Below are 16052 nucleotides of genomic sequence, written 5' to 3'. Positions count from 1 at the left end.
GCTGCCTTGGGGCTGCTTGTGCCGCGATGGGCCGCAAAGCGGCCCCTGCCTTTACGCTTTCTTCGCGGGCTGCTCATCAAACGCCTGCCAGCCACCACCCAAGGCCTTGTACAGCCCCACCAACGCCTGCGACACCGCCGCCGAGCTGTCGATCCACTGCTCCTCGCTGGCCAGCAATGCGCCCTGCACCGTCAGCACATTGAGAAAGTCCACCGCCCCTTCCACATACTGGCGCTGGGCAGTTTCCAGGGCGATGCGGTTCTGCCGCACGGCCTCGGCCAGGTGGTCACGGCGCAACTGGCTGGCGTTGTACAGGCGAAGCACATCGTCAATTTCATGCCAGGCACCCAGCACCACCTTGCGGTAGTTCAGCGCCGCTTCCTGCTGCTGCGCCTCGCGCAGTTCCAGGGTGCCCTTGAGCCGGCCGCCCTCGAAGATCGGCAGCGACAGCTGCGGCCCGAAGGCAAAACGGCGCGAATCCCAGCCACCGAAATCAGACAACTGCATGGCCTGGAAGCCGACACTGCCCGACAGCCGGATGCTCGGGTAGAAATCCGCCTTGGCCACGCCAATGCTGGCGGTGGCGGCATGCAGGCGGGCTTCGGCCTGGCGGATGTCAGGGCGGCGCTCGGCCAATTCGGACGGCACGCCGATGGCGAACTTCTGCTGCGGCGCGGGCAGCTCGCCGCCCTGCAGCAATTCGGCCTGCAAGCTGCGCGGCGGTTCGGCGGCAAGCAAGCTGAGCGCGTTGATCAGGTCATCACGACGGGCTTCAAGGCTTGGCAGTCGCGATTCGATCGAAGCAACCTGGGCGCTGGCCTGGGCCACGTCCAGGCGCGTGGCAACGCCTTCGGCCTGGCGATTCTGGGAAAGCTGCAGGCTGTGCTGGGCAACCTTCAGGTTGTCCTGCGTCACATCCAGGGTGTGCTGCACGGCGCGCAGCTGGATGTAATTGCCGGCGGTTTCCGAAAGCAGGGCCAGCAGCACTCCCCGGCGGTCGTTCTCGGCCACTTCGACGGTGGCATCGGCAGCCTCGACCTGGCGCCGCACGCGCCCCCACAGGTCCAGCTCCCAACCGGCCACCAGGTCGCCTTGCCAAAGGTTGTACGCCGCTTTGCCCGCCTTGCCAGACGGATCGCTCAGGCCTTCGGCGCTGTTGCGGGCGCGGCTGTAGCCGGCGTTTGCATCCACCGACGGCACTTCATCGGCGGCCACGGTACTGCGCAAGGCGCGGCTTTGCAGCAACCGTGCACTGGCCATTTGCAGGTCGAGGTTGCGCTCGGCAACGCGCTGGATCAAGGCACTGAGCTGTGCGTCATGGAAGGTTTCCCACCAGCGCAGTTCCAGCGGTTCGGCCTGCGGCTGGCTGGCCGCCGCTTCGCCTTGCAGCGGCGCCCACTGCTGCGGTGCCTGGCTGTCGGGGCGCAAGAAGTCCGGGCCCATGGTGCAGCCGGCCAGCAACACGGCCAGCAGCAACGCGCTAAAGCGTAATGCCGGTTTCATCGTGCGCTCACCTCTTTGCCGTCCAGCTTGTCGCCACGGGTATCGATGGTCGCTTCTACCGACATGCCCACACGCAGGCGGGTGAGCAGTGGCTGGCCGTCATCGAAGACGATCTTCACCGGAATGCGCTGCACCACCTTGGTGAAGTTGCCAGTGGCGTTGTCCGGTTTGACGGCGGCGAAGGTGACGCCGGTGGCCGGGGCGATGCTTTCCACATGGCCTTGCAGCTTTTCGCCGGAGAAGGTGTCGACGCTGATGCTCACCGGCTGGCCAGGCTGCACGTGGGTCAGCTGGGTTTCCTGGAAGTTGCCCACCACATAGGCCTGTTGCAACGGCACCACCGACAGCAGGCGGGCACCCGGGTTGACGTAGGCGCCTATGCGCAGGGCACGCTCGCCGACCATGCCGTCCACCGGCGCAGTAATGCGTGTGTAGGACAGGTCGAGCTGGGCCTTTTCCACGCCCGCTTCGGCACGTTTCAGCTGGCCATCGGCGCTGGCCACTTGGGCCGTGAGAATGTCCACCTGCTTGCGCGCCGCCACTAACGCTGCCTGGGCATTTGCCAAGCGTGCGCGTGCCTGGTCTACACCGCTGCGCGCCTGCTGGGCGTTCTGCACGGTACCGGCGCCCTGCTCGGCCAGGCGGCTGTAGCGGTTGACCTCGTGGTCGGCGAACGCCGCTTCGGCCTGGGCGGCTTTGACAGCAGCCTCGGCCTGGGCAATCAACGATGCCTGGCGCTCAAGGGTGGCGCGGGCATCGGCGCTTTGCGCCTGGGCTACCAGCAACTGCGCCTGTGCGGCGTCCAGGGCGGCCTGGTAATCGCGGGGGTCGATGGTCGCCAGCAACTGGCCGGCCGTAACCTGCTGGTTGTCCTCCACCAGCACGTCCTTGATAAAGCCGGCCACCTTGGGCGCGACCACGGTGTAGTCGGCGATCACATAGGCGTCGTTGGTGCTCTGGCGATGGTCGCTGCCAAACATCCAGGGGCCGACGATGCCAGCCAGCACGGCCACGGCCAGCACCGAGCCGATGAACAGGGTTTTGCGGTTGTTGGTCATTTCAGGTGTTCTCGAATTCATCCAGGGTTCAGGCCACCGCACGCGGCGGATAGACCCGGGTAGGCACGAAAGGAATCAGGCAGATCAGGGCCACGGCAATGCAGGCCATGACCAGGTACAGGTCGGCGGAAGTGAGTACCAGCGCCTGATCGTGGATGCGCCTGGCCAGGCCGGTAGCGCTGTCGTCGACCAGCGGGGCATTGCCCAGGCTGTCCACCAGGTGGTTGGAATGGAAATGCCGGCGCAAGGTGCCAAGGGCATCCAGCAGGCCACCGGCGATCACTGCGGCCAGGCCCTTCACGGTGTTGAACCAGCTGGAGGCGAACGGGCCTTCCTGCGGGGTCATGCCGTTGGTGGACAGCATCAGCAACGGCAGCACCGCCATCGGCTGGCCGAACACCTGCAGCAGGTAGAACGGGTAGAAGTCGCCACGGATCCACTCGCTGGTAAGCAGGCTGCTGCCGACACAGGACACCGCCAGCATCGCCAGGCCGATGCCCAGCACCCAGCGGCAGTCCACCGCACGGATGTTGCACAGCGCCGCCGTCAGCGGCAGGGCGATCAGCTGCGGCATGGCCACCAGCATCATCAGCGGGCTGGTCTGCGCAGGGCGGTAGCCCTGGATCTGCGCCAGGTAGGCCGAGGGGATGCTGCCCACACCCGACAGTACGATCAGCACACCGGCCAGGGTCACCAGGGCAAAACTCAGGTTGCGCCGCTTTAGCATGCGCAACTGGAAGAACGGCAGCGGCTCGGACCACTCGTTGTACATGAACAGCACCAGCAACAGCAGGCCACCGCCCAGCAGCCAGCAGATCAGCGGCGAATCGAACCAGCCCCAGCGGTCGCCCAGCGACAGGCCCAGCACGATGCAACTGATGGCCGGCAGCCCGAGCAGTACGCCACGCCAGTCAAACTGCTTGAAACGCTCCAGGCGCAGCGGGTCCTGCGGCAGGCCCCAGCCGACGCAGACGATGGCCAGCAGCGAGGGCAGGATGATCTGCCAGAACGCCCATTGCCAGCCGACGTACTCGGTCCACAGCCCCGCCAGCGGCGTGCCGAGGTTGGGGCCGAAGGTGGCGGTCAGGGCATAGCAGGCCAGGCCGTAAACCTTTATACCCGGCGGCAAAAAGCGCAGGGCCACGCTCATCAGCATCGGTGGCAAGGCCCCCGAGGCAAAGCCCTGCAGCACCCGCAGCAACATCAGGCTGTGCAGGTTGGGGGCGAACGGTTGCAGCAGGCCAAGTACGGCAAACAGGGCGATGGCGCTCATGGTGAAGCGCCGCAGCGAGAAGGTGGTGGCCAGCCACGGCGCAAAGGCCATGGCCGAGACCGAGGCGGCGCTGTACACCGCCAGCAACCAGGCGCCTTCGTCGGCACCGATGCCCATGGCACCGCGGATATCGGCAAGGGAAATCTTGGTGACCGACTCGTTGAGACCTGCACACAGCACGGCCAGCAACACACCGAACAGCCCGACCACCACCTGCAGGCCAAACGCCGTCTGCGCAGGCGCGGCCGGCGCAGGGGCGGCGGCCAGCGCCGCAGAGGGCGCCGTCAGGGAAGTCATGAGAATACATCTCCAGCAACAATTTCAGGGCTGGGGCAAGTTTAAGAAGGTCGAATGCTGACGAAAACTGACTTGTCGGTAGTTTTATATTGCGTCAGACGCAATCCATGCCTGAATCACGGATCGATGCGGCCACACGCTTTCAACGTCTGGCGCAACCAACGGTGCGCGGGGTCGTTGTCGAAGCGCGGGTGCCACGCCTGCATCACATTGACCTTCTCCAACGGCACCGGGATCTCGAACGAGCGCAATGGCAACTTCAACCGCTGCACACTGTTGAGGATATTGGCGGGTATCGGCAGGATCAGGTCCGAATCCGGCAGCGAGAACATCGCCGAGTGGAAGCTGGTGGTGATCAGGGCCACGCGCCGCTCCACCTTGTGGTTGGCCAACGCCACATCGATCGGCCCGTTGGCACGGCCGCGCCGCGATACGCTGATCTGCGGGTAGGCGGCAAAACGCTCAGGGGTGATCGGGGCGTCGAAGATCGGGTGCCCCACACGCGCAAGGCCCACGAAGTAGGTGTTGAACAGGCTCTGCACCTTGATTTCCGGGCCCAGCTCAATGGCCGAGCTGATGATCAGGTCGATATGCCCGTTGCGCAGCACTGCATCATCGTCACCACTGCCCTCCGGGACAAACCGCAACACCGTACGCGGCGCCTGGGCCAGCATCATGCGCAGCAGCTGGGCGCCGTAAAGGGCAATGAACAAATCATTGGTGCGGATGTTGAAGGCACGGTCCAGGTTGACCAGGTCGACATCGTCACGGCTGCGGAACACCTGCCCGGCCTGCTCCACCAGGCCATGCACCTGCTCGCGCAGGGCCAACGCACGCGGCGTAGGCACCAGGCCACGGCCAGCGCGCACCAGGATCGGGTCACCCAAGGCATCGCGGATACGCCCCAATGTCCGGCTCATTGCCGCCGGGCTCAGGTTCATGCGCTGCGCTGCGCCCACCACGCTGCCCTCGTCGAGCAAGGCATCGAGGGCGACGAGCAGGTTCATGTCCGGGAGTTGCATGGCCGTTTTCCGTTACAGCTGTGGGAAACGCGATGGTAGCAGGTTGGTGGATTGCATCAGACGCAATGCGCTCTTGCGTGGTGGGGCATTTATTCACTGGGCATGTTCGGCCTTAAATGAAGCATTGGCAGGTCTGGCCTTTTCGCGGGCGCGCCCGCTCCCACAGGAACCCCACAATGCCCGAATGTTGTGCGGCACAGCTGTGGGAGCGGGCATGCCCGCGAAAGGGCCGATCCTGCAGACACACAAGCCAGCCTCTGCCAAGGATCCCACATGCCCAGCCCCGTCCTGATCGCTATCGACGCCTCCCCCGCATCCAGCGCCCTGCTCACCCTCGCCCGCCGCTACTGCCGCCCCGGTGAACACGAAATGCACGTGCTGCTGGCCATCGATTCCACCTTCGCCGTGCATGAGCCACCTGCGCCCTACACCGCCGAGGAGCTGGAAGAATACCCCGCCGCCTGCGAGGAACAGCAGCATGCCGACCACGCCGTAGCCGAGGCCGTGCGCGAGCTGCAGCAAGCCGGCTTCACCAGCCTGGGCTGCATGGTGGCCGGCCAGCCGGTTGAAGCGATTGTGGCCAAAGCGCAGGAATTGAACTGCGAACTGATCATCATGGGCCACCGCCACCTGTCGCGGTTGGGGCGGTTGCTGGACCCGTCAATCAGCGCGAAGGTGATTGACCGGGTCACAGTGCCCGTGATGGTGGGAGCCGCGGAGTAGAGATCGCAGCATCTGACAGCTCTCCTATTGATCAGCCAAATAGGATTGCCGCGTGATTTTTATCCCAATACCGAGCTGCTCCATGTGCATTTTGACAGGCCATAACCTGTCGTATGGCGTCTTATAGTGACCACTGTAGTTGGTCATTATCAGGCGACGGTCCTTCATCGCAAACTCCCCCGCTGCGACGACATTGGGACTTGTGCGATGATCACGGGCCGCAATTTGGGCAAAGCTGGCGTGAGTCGAGTAAACCTCAGCATGCTGGAAGCTACCGACAATTAACTCCCCTCTGTCGGTGATCAACCACTTGTGCGTCACGGAGTTACCCTCCTTGAAGAGAGTGCTCATATCTGCCGAGTCGTTTACAACTGTCAGCCATGCCAGTTGGCGCTTGATATTCTTGTCAGTGGTCGAGACTTCATATTTGAGACGGTCCTGATTCGTATTGACCAAGCGCTGCATCTTTTGCACCTTCTTCGGCCCACCGGTGACTTGTTGCCAAAAGCGGCGCAGCCCAGAACGCCCAGAAGGGTCGACCCGATTGACAGGGTCTCCCGAACAATAGGAATAGGCGTTCAAACCACCGCGGCTGAAGGGGCTTAGCTTGTCGGCGCTCTGGAACCGCATAAGCCTGGGGTTATAAACCCGATGGCCATTTCCGAGCATGTAGGTACGGGTGATCAAATCAACGACAGCACCGTTAAACGCCGACATGGCCATCAAGTGTCCTTGGAACAGGACATGACCATAAGCGTCATAGGACCGCCAATCGGAAGCTTGAGCAGACGCGGTGTTCATTGTCGGCGCCCTCCATCGGAAGTATGGTCACTATCGCCTATCTGCATCATCTGGGTAACTGGCAAAAATACCAGGCGCGATCAGTGCCAGCCCCGGCTTACCCCTCGCTCGGCTTAACTACCACCGTACAAGTCGTCCCCGCCGCCAGCAAAAACCCTTCCGGCACTTCATCAATGTGGATCCGCACCGGCACCCGCTGCGCCAGGCGCACCCAGTTGAAGGTGGGGTTAACGTCGGCGATCAGCTCGCGACTTTGTGGGTTGTCGCGGTCGTAGATGCCGCGGGCAATGCTCTCCACATGCCCCTTGATGCGCTCGCCGCTCATCATCTGCAACTCGGCCTGGTCACCCACCTTCACGTGGGGCAGCTTGGTTTCCTCGAAGAACCCGTAGACCCAGAACGAATTTTCGTCGACCACCGCCATCACCGCCTCACCCGTGCGCGCATAGTCGCCCTTGTGGATGTTCAGGTTGGTCACGTAGCCATCCACCGTGGCGACAATATGGGTGCGCTTGAGGTTCAGCTCGGCTGCAGCCAGTTCGGCAAGGGCTTGCTGGTAATCGGCCTGGGCGGAGTTGGCGATATTGCTGGCGTCGTCGCGGTTTTCCTTGGAGATCACCAGGTTGTCCATGTCGGCACGGCGCTTGGCGTTGACCTTGCGCATTTCCCAGGTGGCCTTGCGCGAGGCGACCATGGCTTTGGCCTGGTCTACCGCCAGTTGGTAGTGCTCGGGGTCGATCTGGATCAGCAGGTCGCCCTTCTTCACCCGCTGGTTGTCCTTGACCGGCACATCCACCACGTAACCCGGTACGTCGGCGGCGACGTTGATGATGTCGGCGCGCACGCGGCCGTCGCGGGTCCATGGCGTGGTCATGTAGTGCAGCCACAGCTGGCGACCGATGGCCACGGCAGCGACCAGCACCAGCAGGGTGGCGATCAGGCTGAAGAACTTTTTCATCGAAGGTTTCTCACCAGTAGACAGTAAGCGCCATGGCGCCGAACAGGCAGACGAACAGGCTCAGGCGCAACAGCGCCGGGTGCCAGAAGAAGCGGTAGCCATCATGGCTGGCGATGAACCGGTCCAGGCCCCAGGCCAGGCCAAGGGCGAACAGGAACATCAAGGTCATGGTGGGCATGTACACGCCATGGAAGGCGATTTCACGGGGCATGGTGCAATCCTTTCGCCGGTGCCAGTGGCGACTGTGGGTCCAGCAAGGAGGAACGGATGAAGTGCAGGTAGCTTTGCGCTCGGCGCAGTACCGAGGTGTCGAAGTGCCGGGCGAACGGTTCGTCGGTGGCCTGCACGCGGGCAATGGCATGGTCCACGGCGACCAGGGCCCGTTCGTGGTTGCTCGCACTGGGCTGCAAGAACAACCGCGTCAGGGCACGACCCATGACGCGGATGGCCTGGCGCCACGGCTGTGACTCGGCGTAGGCCGGGTGCACCGGTGCGCGGGCTTGTTCCTTGCGCAGCTCGATCACGGCGTGGCCGATTTCCAGCACGGTGAACATCCAGCCCATCAGCTGGCTCTGCACTTGCGGCTTGCCGGCCGCCAGGCCATAGGCCTGGTGCAACAGGTCGCGGGTGCGGCTTTCGAACGCCGTGCCGATGCCGCGCAGGCGCCCGCTGATGGCAAACAGCACCTGCTCGCGCAGTTCTTGCTCCAGGCGGCTCCACAACCAGCGGCTGTTGGGCGGCAGGATGATCGCCCCGGCGGCGGCGCAGACAAACATGCCGATGACCATGCCGATGTAGTCGTTGATGAAGGTGTACGGGTCATACACAGTGAGGTTGTTCGGCACCGAGCCAATCGCAAAGAACACCAGCAGGCCGATGCCGTAACCGGCGTAGGCCGGGCGTGACGAGAGAAACGCGCCCAGCACGAACACCGGCGCCAGCACCATGCACAGCAGCGGGAAGCCGTCGATCCAGGGGAACACGAAGAAGGTTTCGAAAAAGCCGATGAAAGCGCCGATGGCGGTGCCGCAGGCCATCTGGAACGACATGCGCTTAGGGTTCGGCGAGGCCGCCGAAAGGCCCACGGTGACGGTGGCGATCAGGGTCATCATGGCGCCACTGGGCCAGTCACTGAGCAGCCAGTAGCTGCCCAGCAGCAACAACACCGCCGAGGCGCGGATACCTGCAGCCAACGACACTAGCCAGCTGGTCTGCGCCACGTAGGGCTCGTCCCACTGCTCGCGTTCGTGCTTGTGCGCAGCCAGCGAGGCGTGGGTTTCGGCGTAGCTGTACATCTCGTCGACGAAGCGGTACAGCAGTTCGAATGCGGTGTGGAAGTCGAGCAGGTCGGATTCGCTGGGGTCGGTTGCCAGGTACTCGGCACGCAGGCCGCGCACCTGAGCTTGCAGGCCTTCCTTGTAGGCCGCCAGCTCCAGGGTCAGGCGCAGTGCATCGGCGTCGGTCAACGCCCGGCCCACGTAAGGCTGCAGCAGCTCCACCAGGGTGTTCAGGCCCGGCTCGATGGCACTGACGATCTGCAGCGGGCCACGGGCACGCAGGCGTTCGAGCAGGCGATGCAGGGCATTGAAGCGCGTGGTAATGGCCATGAACTCGCTGTTCATCCGTACCAGCCGACCACTGCGGCGACGCATGTGCGGGTCTTCGAAGGCGGTGACGTTGCGCAGGCTCTCAAGGCCCACGGCCTCGGCAACGAAGCGCACGTTGCTGCTCTCGAAACGGTCCTTCTGGCTATCGCCACGCAGGGCCTCGACCACCACCCCGGCGAACACGCCAAAGCGCTGGTACAAAGCGTTGCGCATGGCGGCACTGGCCGACTGCGGCAGGATTGCGGCACTGACGAAGGTCGACACCAGAATCCCCAGGGCAATTTCCAGCACCCGCCATACCGCGGCCATGAAGGCCTGGTCGGGGTGCTGCAGCACCGGCAGGCCGATCATCGCAGCGGTATAACCGGCGAGCACGAAGCCATATGCGCGGAAAGTGCGGTAGCGCATGGCGCCGGCCGAACACAGCCCCACCCACAAGGCCAGGCTGGGCAGGAACAGCTCGGTGTTCTGCGGGAAGATGGCGATCAGCGCCACCATCATCGCCGAGCCGGCCAGGGTGCCGAGCACCCGGTAGAAGCTCTTGGCGAACACATGCCCGCTTTGCGGCTGCATGACGATGAACACGGTGATCATGGCTGTGCGCGGTTGCGGCAGCTCCAGGCGCATGGCCAGCCACAGGGTGATGAACGCGGCGACCAGCACCTTGAAGATGTACACCCAGGTCACGCCGTCGGTGCGTGCCCAGGCAAAGAAGCCCCGGCGCCACTCCAGGCTTTGCAGCCAGCGCACGGGCAAACTGGAAGTGCTCATTCGGCGTTATCCGGCTTCTTGTCGAAAATGGCCAAGGTGGCCGGGGTTTTCGGCGCGGCCTGGCGTTCCTCTTTCGGCGCATCCTGACCGGCCTGCAGGCCACCACCCAGGGCGGTGACCAGCTCGGCATGGGCGATCAGGCGGGCGGCCTGCACCTGCTGCTGCACTTGTTGCTGGCGGAACAGCAAGGTCTGCGCGTTGAGCACGTTCAGGTAGTCGGTAAGGCCGCGCTGGAAGGCGACCATGGCGATGTCATAGGTTTTCTGCGCGGCGGCAACCGACTCGGCAGCGAAGTGCGACTGTTCTTTCATCGACTCGCGGCGGATCAACTGGTCGGAGATGTTCTTCAGTGCCCCCACCACGGTCTGGTTGTAACGGGCCACAGCCACGTCATACCCCGCCGAGGCCACACCCAGCTCCGAGCGCAGGCGGCCACCGTCGAAGATCGGCAAGCTGATGGCCGGCCCGACGTTGTAGTTGAACTTGCGCCCGGTCAAGAATTCCAGCGGGCCACCGCCGGTGGCCATGAAGCCGAGGCTGCCAACCAGGTCGACGTTGGGGAAAAAGCCGGCGTGGGCGACGTCGATACCTCGCGCCTGGGCGGCCACCTGCCAGCGGCTGGCGACCACGTCGGGACGCTGGCCGACCAGTTCGGCAGGCAGGTTCGATGGCAGTTTCAACGGCGCGGCCAAGGCCAGGGCCGGGCGCTGCAATTGCGCGCCCTCCCCCGGGCCCTTGCCGGCCAGTGCGGCCAGTTGGTTGCGGGTCAGGGCAATTTCTTCGTTCAGGCTGTCGAGCTGGCGGTGGGTTTCCGGCAGCGGCGCTTCGGCCTGGCTGACTTCGAAATGGGTACCGATGCCGGCATCCAGGCGGCGTTTGGCCAGGGCCAGGATCTGCTCCTGCTGCTCCAGTTCGGCCTTGACGATATCGCGCTGGGCAAAATGCAGGCTCAGCTGGATATAGGCGCGCACCACGTTGTTCTGCAGCTCCAGCTGCGCCTGGCGGGCTTCGGCCACGCTCATGTGTGCCTGGTCGACGGCCTGCTCGCTGGCATTGCGTTCGCGGCCCCAGAGGTCGAGGGCGTAGCTGAAGCCGATGGCGGCGTTGTTGTCCCAGGTGTTGGCGCCCGACAGCGCGCCCGGGCCGTAGAACTGGTCCTCAGGCCAGTTGTGGCGCTTGAGGGTGGCCTGGCCGTTGGCCTGGAGCTTTTCGGCCGACTCGACCACGCCGGCCATGGCCTTGGCCTCACGTACCCGCGCTGCGGCCATGGCCAGGCTCGGGCTGCCGGCCACGGCCAGGTTGAGCCAGCGATCCAGCTGCGGGTCGCCATAGGCGTGCCACCACTGCTGGTCGGGCCAATGGGCGTCGGTCGCGGCTTCGCGTATGGCCGCGTCGGTGGTCAAGGTATGGGCTTGCAGCGTCTTGCTTTGCGGGGCGATGCCCCAGGTTCCGATACAGCCACTCAAGGTGAGGGCAAGGGCACAGGCACTGAACGCATTGAGCGTTCTGATGATGCGACGCGGCACAGCTGCGATTTCCCGAGGAAGAGGTGAAGGGGGCTGGGCAATTCTAGGGGGCGGCAGCACTGGCGATAAGCGCAGATTCCTGCGAATCTTTGTTACCAAAACAGCGATAATCCGCCTTTGGTCGAAGGCAACTTTTCAGCTTTTCTGCGTTACTTCGTGACACAATTTTGTCCTCTGCATCGAGAGTGACCCATGGACACCCTGCAAAACATGCGTGCTTTCAGTTGCGTAGCCCAGCTTGGCAGCTTTACCGCTGCTGCCGCGCAACTGGATACGACCACCGCGAACGTGTCGCGGGCGGTCTCCAACCTGGAAGCCCATCTGCAAACAAGGCTGCTCAACCGTACCACCCGCCGCATTGCGCTGACCGAGGCCGGCAAGCGCTACCTGATGCGCTGCGAACAGATTCTTACCTATGTGGAAGAAGCCGAAGCCGAAGCCAGCGATGCCCATGCCCGCCCGGCCGGGCAGCTGAAGGTGCACTCGATGACCGGGGTGGGCCAGCACTTCGTGGTCGATGCCATTGCCCGCTACCGCGAATCGCACCCGGACGTCACCTTCGACCTGACCATGGCCAACCGCGTACCCGACCTGCTTGACGAGGGCTATGACGTGTCCATCGTGCTGGCCACCGAACTGCCCGACTCGGGGTTCGTGTCGCAGCGCCTGGGCATCACCTACAGCATCGTCTGCGCCTCGCCCGACTACATCGCCCGCCACGGCAGTGCGCAAAAGCCCGCCGACCTGCTCAAGCACGCCTGCCTGCGCATGGTCAGCCCGGTGATACCGCTGGAAAAATGGCTGTTCGACGGGCCGGAAGGTCAGGAGATGGTCAACATCACCAGCTCGCCGTTCATGGTCAATACCGCCGATGCCATGAAGACTGCGATCCGCAGCGGCATGGGCGTAGGCGTGCTACCGATCTATTCGGCCATCGATGGCCTGCGTGATGGCAGCCTGGTGCGGGTGCTGCCCGAGTACCGCCTGCAGGAGCTGAACCTGTACGCCATCTACCCGTCGCGGCAGTACCTGGATGCCAAGATCAAGACGTGGGTCGAGTACCTGCGCAACTCGCTACCGGAGATTCTCGCGGCCCATGAGGCCGACCTGAAAACCCATCAGGTGCTGGTCGCCAACTAAAAAGCTGCTGCATTGCGGGGGTGGACAATGGTAGGTTGCTAACCATTGTCGGCCCATTCGCGGGCACGCCCGCTCCCACAGGTACAGCGCTGCTCACGAGGCTTGTGCAAAACCTGTGGGAGCGGCGGTGCGGCGATCCGATTTACCCGCGAAGAATCCACCCTCGTCCTACCGCCTTGCAGAGAAGTTGCCCGATGAAAAAGACCGTCCTGGCCTTCAGCCGTATCACCCCGGCCATGGCCGAGCGCCTGCAGCAAGACTTCAACGTGATTTTGCCCAACCCCAAGCTCGGCGACATCAACGCCCAGTTCAACGAAGCCCTGCCGGAGGCCCACGGCCTGATCGGTGTCGGGCGCAAGCTGGGCCGTGCGCAGCTTGAAGGCGCGGCCAGGCTGGAGGTGGTGTCCAGCGTGTCGGTCGGCTACGACAACTACGACCTGGACTACTTCAACGAACGCGGCATCGCCCTGACCAATACCCCAGACGTGCTCACCGAAAGCACCGCCGACCTGGGCTTCTCGCTGGTCATGGGCTGCGCCCGCCGCACTGCCGAACTGGATGCCTGGACCAAGGCCGGCAACTGGCAGGCCACCGTGGGCCCGGCCCTCTTCGGTAGCGATGTGCATGGCAAGACGCTGGGTATCGTCGGCATGGGCAACATCGGTGCCGCCATTGCCCGTCGCGGCCGGTTCGGCTTCAACATGCCGGTCATCTACGCGGGCAACAGCCGCAAGACCGCGCTGGAGCAAGAGCTGGGCGCGCAGTTCCGCAGCCTGGAGCAGTTGCTGGCAGAAGCGGACTTCGTCGTCATTGTGGTGCCATTGTCCGACGCCACCCGCAAGTTGATCAGTGCGCGTGAACTGAAGCTGATGAAGCCAAGCGCGTTCCTGATCAACATCGCCCGCGGGCCGGTGGTGGACGAAGCCGCGCTGATCGAAGCGCTGCAGAACGGCACCATTCGTGGGGCAGGCCTGGATGTGTACGAGAAAGAGCCGCTGAGCGATTCGCCGCTGTTCAAACTGCCCAACGCGCTGACCTTGCCGCACATCGGTTCGGCCACTGCCGAAACCCGTGAGGCCATGGCCAACCGCGCGATGGAGAACCTGCGCGCGGCACTGCTGGGTGAACGGCCGCGGGACCTGGTGAACCCGCAGGTGTGGAAGGGCTGATAGCCTTACTTTGCCTGTACCGGCCTCTTCGCGGGCTTGCCCGCGAAGAGGCCGGTACAGGCAACAGATTATCTATTTGGCCACCAAAATACCGTCAGCCACCTTGGCCTTGGGCTTGCGAAACACCAGCACATTCCCCGCCATCACCGCCACCAGCCCCAACAAGGCCGGCGCCGTCCACTGATACCCCTCGGCCACCGCCGACACATTCAACGCCACCAACGGGAACAGCACCGTGCAATAGGCTGCCCGCTCCGGCCCCATGCGCCCGACCAGGGTCAGGTAGGCAGTGAAGCCGATCACCGAACCCGGAATCACCAGGTACATCAGCGAACCGATGTAGCGGGTGTTCCACTCCATGGTGAAAGGAATGCCGCTGAACAGGCAATAAACCATCAGCATGGCGGCCCCGTAGACCATGCCCCAGGCATTGGTAGTCATGGGCTTGAGCCCCGCCTTCTGCTGCATGCTCGACAGCATGTTGCCTGCCGAGAAACACAGCGTGCCGAGCAGGGCAAGGCCGAGCCCGAACAGGGTCTCGCGGCTGGCGGCATGGTGGGACAGCTCTGGCCAGAACAGCAGCCCCAGGCCGATCAGGCCCAGGGCACCGCCGCCCAGCACATTGGCGGCGATCTTCTGGCCGAAGAAGACCCGCGCGTTAAGTGCGTTCCACAGGGTTGCAGTGGAGAACACCACGGCGATCAGGCCACTGGCAATCCACTGGCTGGCAGTGAGGAAGCACATGAAATTGACGCAGAACAGGCACAAGCCTTGGGCCAGGCAGATCTGGTGGCCGCGGCGGTTCATGGGTTGCAGGCGGCGGGTGAGCAGCAGGATGGCGAACAGGATGAGGCCGGCCAGGGCGAAGCGATAGACGATCGAGACCGGGATGGCGACAACGCCCAGCTGGAGCTTCAAGGCGATCCAGGTGGTGCCCCAGATCAGGACGGTAAGCAGGTAGAGTGACAGGTTCATGGGTAGGGCTCCTCAAGCGGTCGTCCATTCACACCGGGGCCGCTTCGCGCCCCATCGCCGGCAAGCCAGCTCCCACAGGTACAGTGCCCGGCTTGAGGCAGATGCTGTACCTGTGGGAGCTGGCTTGCCGGCGATCGAGGGTGCAGCCCTCGCCAGTGCCACCAGTGTTCGCCCTGTGCGGCGCCTGGCGCTTGCACAAACTTGCGCTTTTCCTTTGCCGGTAGATGTCACTCGATGCAAGGCGCAGTAGGATGGCTGGCAAGAGGAGCCCCCCATGACGCCACTCACCCAACTGCAAGTGTTCAACGCCATGCATGCCTCGCCCCACGCCAGGCTGGAGCTGAGCGCGCACCTGGGCGACGGGCTGGCGGCGGCGCTGTGGAGCAACCGCGACGATGCCCGCGACTATCAGGCCCCGACCCACCACACCCTGTCGTGCTACATCGCCGACGGCACCGGCACCTTTCGCCGCCAGCGCCCGGCCGACAAGGGCGCGCCCGGCAAGCTGTGCGTGATGCCAGCCGGGCAGGAGTCGAACTGGGTGGTCAATGGTGCAATCCGCCTGGCGCACTTGTATGTCAGCGAGGTGCAGTTCGCCCTGGGTTGTGTGCGCCTGCTCGACCGGGAACCGCGTGAACTGCAGTTGCAGGAAGCGACTTTTCTGGACGACCCGCAACAGGCCGTGCGCTTTCGCCAACTGATCCAGCTGGACTGGGACGAGCCCGGCGAGCGCTTGCTGGCCAGCAGCCTGGCCCACGAGATCGTCGACCATGCGCTGCTCAACCAGGTCGGGCTGCGCCAGGGCCTGCGCCTGAAAGGCGGGCTAGCGCCGAACCTGCGCCGGCAACTGGTCGATTACATCGAGGCGCACCTGGACCAGCCGATTACCCTGGGCGAACTGGCCTTGCGCTGCAACCTGTCCGAATACCACTTTGCGCGCATGTTCCGCAGCAGTTTCGGCCTACCGCCGCACCAGTACCTGCTGGCCCGGCGACTGCACCGGGCCTGCCAGCTGCTGCAGCTGGGCGTGATGCCGCTGGGGGAGATTGCCCTGCTGTGCGGGTTTGCCAGTGCCAGCCATTTCAGCAACCGGTTCAGGCAGGCGCTTGGTGCAACACCTGGGGAATACCGTTCGGCATTCAAGGCGTGAAATGGGGCCGCTTTGCGGCCCTTTCGCGGCACAAGGCCGCTCCTACAGGGATCATGGATTCCTTGTGCCGCGAAAGGGC

General features: G+C 64.1%; 14 protein-coding genes. 4 read left to right on the top strand and 10 right to left on the bottom strand.

Translation table 11 applies throughout. The features are described from left to right. Window positions 1-51: 51 nt before the first annotated feature. From SB756_RS12155 to SB756_RS12140, 4 genes are all read right to left on the bottom strand, one after another. A complete protein-coding gene (locus SB756_RS12155) occupies window positions 52-1503 on the bottom strand; it encodes an efflux transporter outer membrane subunit (protein ID WP_410910897.1) in 1452 nt (483 codons plus the stop codon). Continuing rightward, window positions 1500-2561 (bottom strand): HlyD family secretion protein, encoded by a 1062-nt coding sequence (locus tag SB756_RS12150; protein ID WP_341796740.1) that lies wholly within the window; start codon window positions 2559-2561, stop codon window positions 1500-1502. Before SB756_RS12150 ends, SB756_RS12155 begins: the two co-directional genes overlap by 4 nt. 28 nt (window positions 2562-2589) lie before the next feature. Beyond that, window positions 2590-4131 (bottom strand): MFS transporter, encoded by a 1542-nt coding sequence (locus tag SB756_RS12145; RefSeq protein ID WP_341796741.1) that lies wholly within the window; start codon window positions 4129-4131, stop codon window positions 2590-2592. Between the two features lie 116 nt (window positions 4132-4247). Further along, window positions 4248-5153 carry a LysR family transcriptional regulator gene (locus SB756_RS12140; protein ID WP_016497993.1) on the bottom strand — a complete coding sequence of 302 codons (906 nt, stop codon included), beginning with the start codon at window positions 5151-5153 and terminating at the stop codon, window positions 4248-4250. A gap of 273 nt (window positions 5154-5426) precedes the next feature. Between SB756_RS12140 and SB756_RS12135 the strand changes: the two genes are divergently transcribed. Beyond that, the gene (locus SB756_RS12135) at window positions 5427-5876 is read left to right on the top strand and encodes a universal stress protein (protein WP_410910896.1); all 450 of its coding nucleotides are present in this window, start codon (window positions 5427-5429) and stop codon (window positions 5874-5876) included. Between the two features lie 24 nt (window positions 5877-5900). Here the strand turns inward: SB756_RS12135 and SB756_RS12130 are convergent, their stop codons facing one another. The 5 genes from SB756_RS12130 to SB756_RS12110 form a co-directional block, all read right to left on the bottom strand. Then, window positions 5901-6677: an RHS repeat-associated core domain-containing protein gene (locus SB756_RS12130; protein ID WP_341796743.1), complete on the bottom strand. Its 777-nt coding sequence runs from the start codon at window positions 6675-6677 to the stop codon at window positions 5901-5903. A gap of 97 nt (window positions 6678-6774) precedes the next feature. After that, window positions 6775-7635, bottom strand: a complete 861-nt coding sequence (locus SB756_RS12125) for an efflux RND transporter periplasmic adaptor subunit (protein WP_234227734.1) — start codon at window positions 7633-7635, stop codon at window positions 6775-6777. Between the two features lie 10 nt (window positions 7636-7645). Next, window positions 7646-7846 (bottom strand): DUF1656 domain-containing protein, encoded by a 201-nt coding sequence (locus SB756_RS12120; RefSeq protein WP_009685040.1) that lies wholly within the window; start codon window positions 7844-7846, stop codon window positions 7646-7648. Continuing rightward, entirely contained in the window at window positions 7836-10013 is a 2178-nt protein-coding gene (locus tag SB756_RS12115) for an FUSC family protein (RefSeq protein ID WP_341796744.1), read from the bottom strand. Before SB756_RS12115 ends, SB756_RS12120 begins: the two co-directional genes overlap by 11 nt. Continuing rightward, window positions 10010-11539 carry an efflux transporter outer membrane subunit gene (locus SB756_RS12110; protein ID WP_341796745.1) on the bottom strand — a complete coding sequence of 510 codons (1530 nt, stop codon included), beginning with the start codon at window positions 11537-11539 and terminating at the stop codon, window positions 10010-10012. The genes SB756_RS12115 and SB756_RS12110 overlap by 4 nt, the downstream gene beginning before the upstream one ends. Before the next feature lie 192 nt (window positions 11540-11731). Here SB756_RS12110 and SB756_RS12105 point away from each other — a divergent pair, with 192 nt between their 5' ends. Then, on the top strand, window positions 11732-12679 hold the full coding sequence (locus SB756_RS12105; RefSeq protein WP_410910895.1) for a LysR family transcriptional regulator: 948 nt from the start codon (window positions 11732-11734) through the stop codon (window positions 12677-12679). Window positions 12680-12873: 194 nt separating this feature from the next. Beyond that, window positions 12874-13848 carry a 2-hydroxyacid dehydrogenase gene (locus SB756_RS12100; protein ID WP_016497986.1) on the top strand — a complete coding sequence of 325 codons (975 nt, stop codon included), beginning with the start codon at window positions 12874-12876 and terminating at the stop codon, window positions 13846-13848. A 72-nt stretch (window positions 13849-13920) separates the two neighbouring features. Here the strand turns inward: SB756_RS12100 and SB756_RS12095 are convergent, their stop codons facing one another. Continuing rightward, a complete protein-coding gene (locus SB756_RS12095) occupies window positions 13921-14823 on the bottom strand; it encodes a DMT family transporter (protein ID WP_341796746.1) in 903 nt (300 codons plus the stop codon). Between the two features lie 274 nt (window positions 14824-15097). Here SB756_RS12095 and SB756_RS12090 point away from each other — a divergent pair, with 274 nt between their 5' ends. Then, a complete protein-coding gene (locus SB756_RS12090; protein ID WP_341796747.1) occupies window positions 15098-15973 on the top strand; it encodes an AraC family transcriptional regulator in 876 nt (291 codons plus the stop codon). Window positions 15974-16052: the final 79 nt, after the last annotated feature.

It is taken from the genome of Pseudomonas sp. SIMBA_068 (assembly GCF_046534705.1).
In the GTDB taxonomy this organism is placed as follows: Bacteria; Pseudomonadota; Gammaproteobacteria; order Pseudomonadales; family Pseudomonadaceae; genus Aquipseudomonas; species Aquipseudomonas putida.
Note: the sequence above shows the minus strand (reverse complement) of the source record. Positions and strands in the feature narration are given on the sequence as shown.

Excerpts from the sequence above, each read along its gene's own strand:
- SB756_RS12155 (WP_410910897.1), bottom strand. The coding sequence starts at position 1,503 with ATGAAACCGGCATTACGCTTTAGCGCGTTGCTGCTGGCCGTGTTGCTG.
- SB756_RS12150 (WP_341796740.1), bottom strand. The coding sequence starts at position 2,561 with ATGACCAACAACCGCAAAACCCTGTTCATCGGCTCGGTGCTGGCCGTG.
- SB756_RS12145 (WP_341796741.1), bottom strand. The coding sequence starts at position 4,131 with ATGACTTCCCTGACGGCGCCCTCTGCGGCGCTGGCCGCCGCCCCTGCG.
- SB756_RS12140 (WP_016497993.1), bottom strand. The coding sequence starts at position 5,153 with ATGCAACTCCCGGACATGAACCTGCTCGTCGCCCTCGATGCCTTGCTC.
- SB756_RS12135 (WP_410910896.1), top strand. The coding sequence starts at position 5,427 with ATGCCCAGCCCCGTCCTGATCGCTATCGACGCCTCCCCCGCATCCAGC.
- SB756_RS12130 (WP_341796743.1), bottom strand. The coding sequence starts at position 6,677 with ATGAACACCGCGTCTGCTCAAGCTTCCGATTGGCGGTCCTATGACGCT.
- SB756_RS12125 (WP_234227734.1), bottom strand. The coding sequence starts at position 7,635 with ATGAAAAAGTTCTTCAGCCTGATCGCCACCCTGCTGGTGCTGGTCGCT.
- SB756_RS12120 (WP_009685040.1), bottom strand. The coding sequence starts at position 7,846 with ATGCCCCGTGAAATCGCCTTCCATGGCGTGTACATGCCCACCATGACC.
- SB756_RS12115 (WP_341796744.1), bottom strand. The coding sequence starts at position 10,013 with ATGAGCACTTCCAGTTTGCCCGTGCGCTGGCTGCAAAGCCTGGAGTGG.
- SB756_RS12105 (WP_410910895.1), top strand. The coding sequence starts at position 11,732 with ATGGACACCCTGCAAAACATGCGTGCTTTCAGTTGCGTAGCCCAGCTT.
- SB756_RS12100 (WP_016497986.1), top strand. The coding sequence starts at position 12,874 with ATGAAAAAGACCGTCCTGGCCTTCAGCCGTATCACCCCGGCCATGGCC.
- SB756_RS12095 (WP_341796746.1), bottom strand. The coding sequence starts at position 14,823 with ATGAACCTGTCACTCTACCTGCTTACCGTCCTGATCTGGGGCACCACC.
- SB756_RS12090 (WP_341796747.1), top strand. The coding sequence starts at position 15,098 with ATGACGCCACTCACCCAACTGCAAGTGTTCAACGCCATGCATGCCTCG.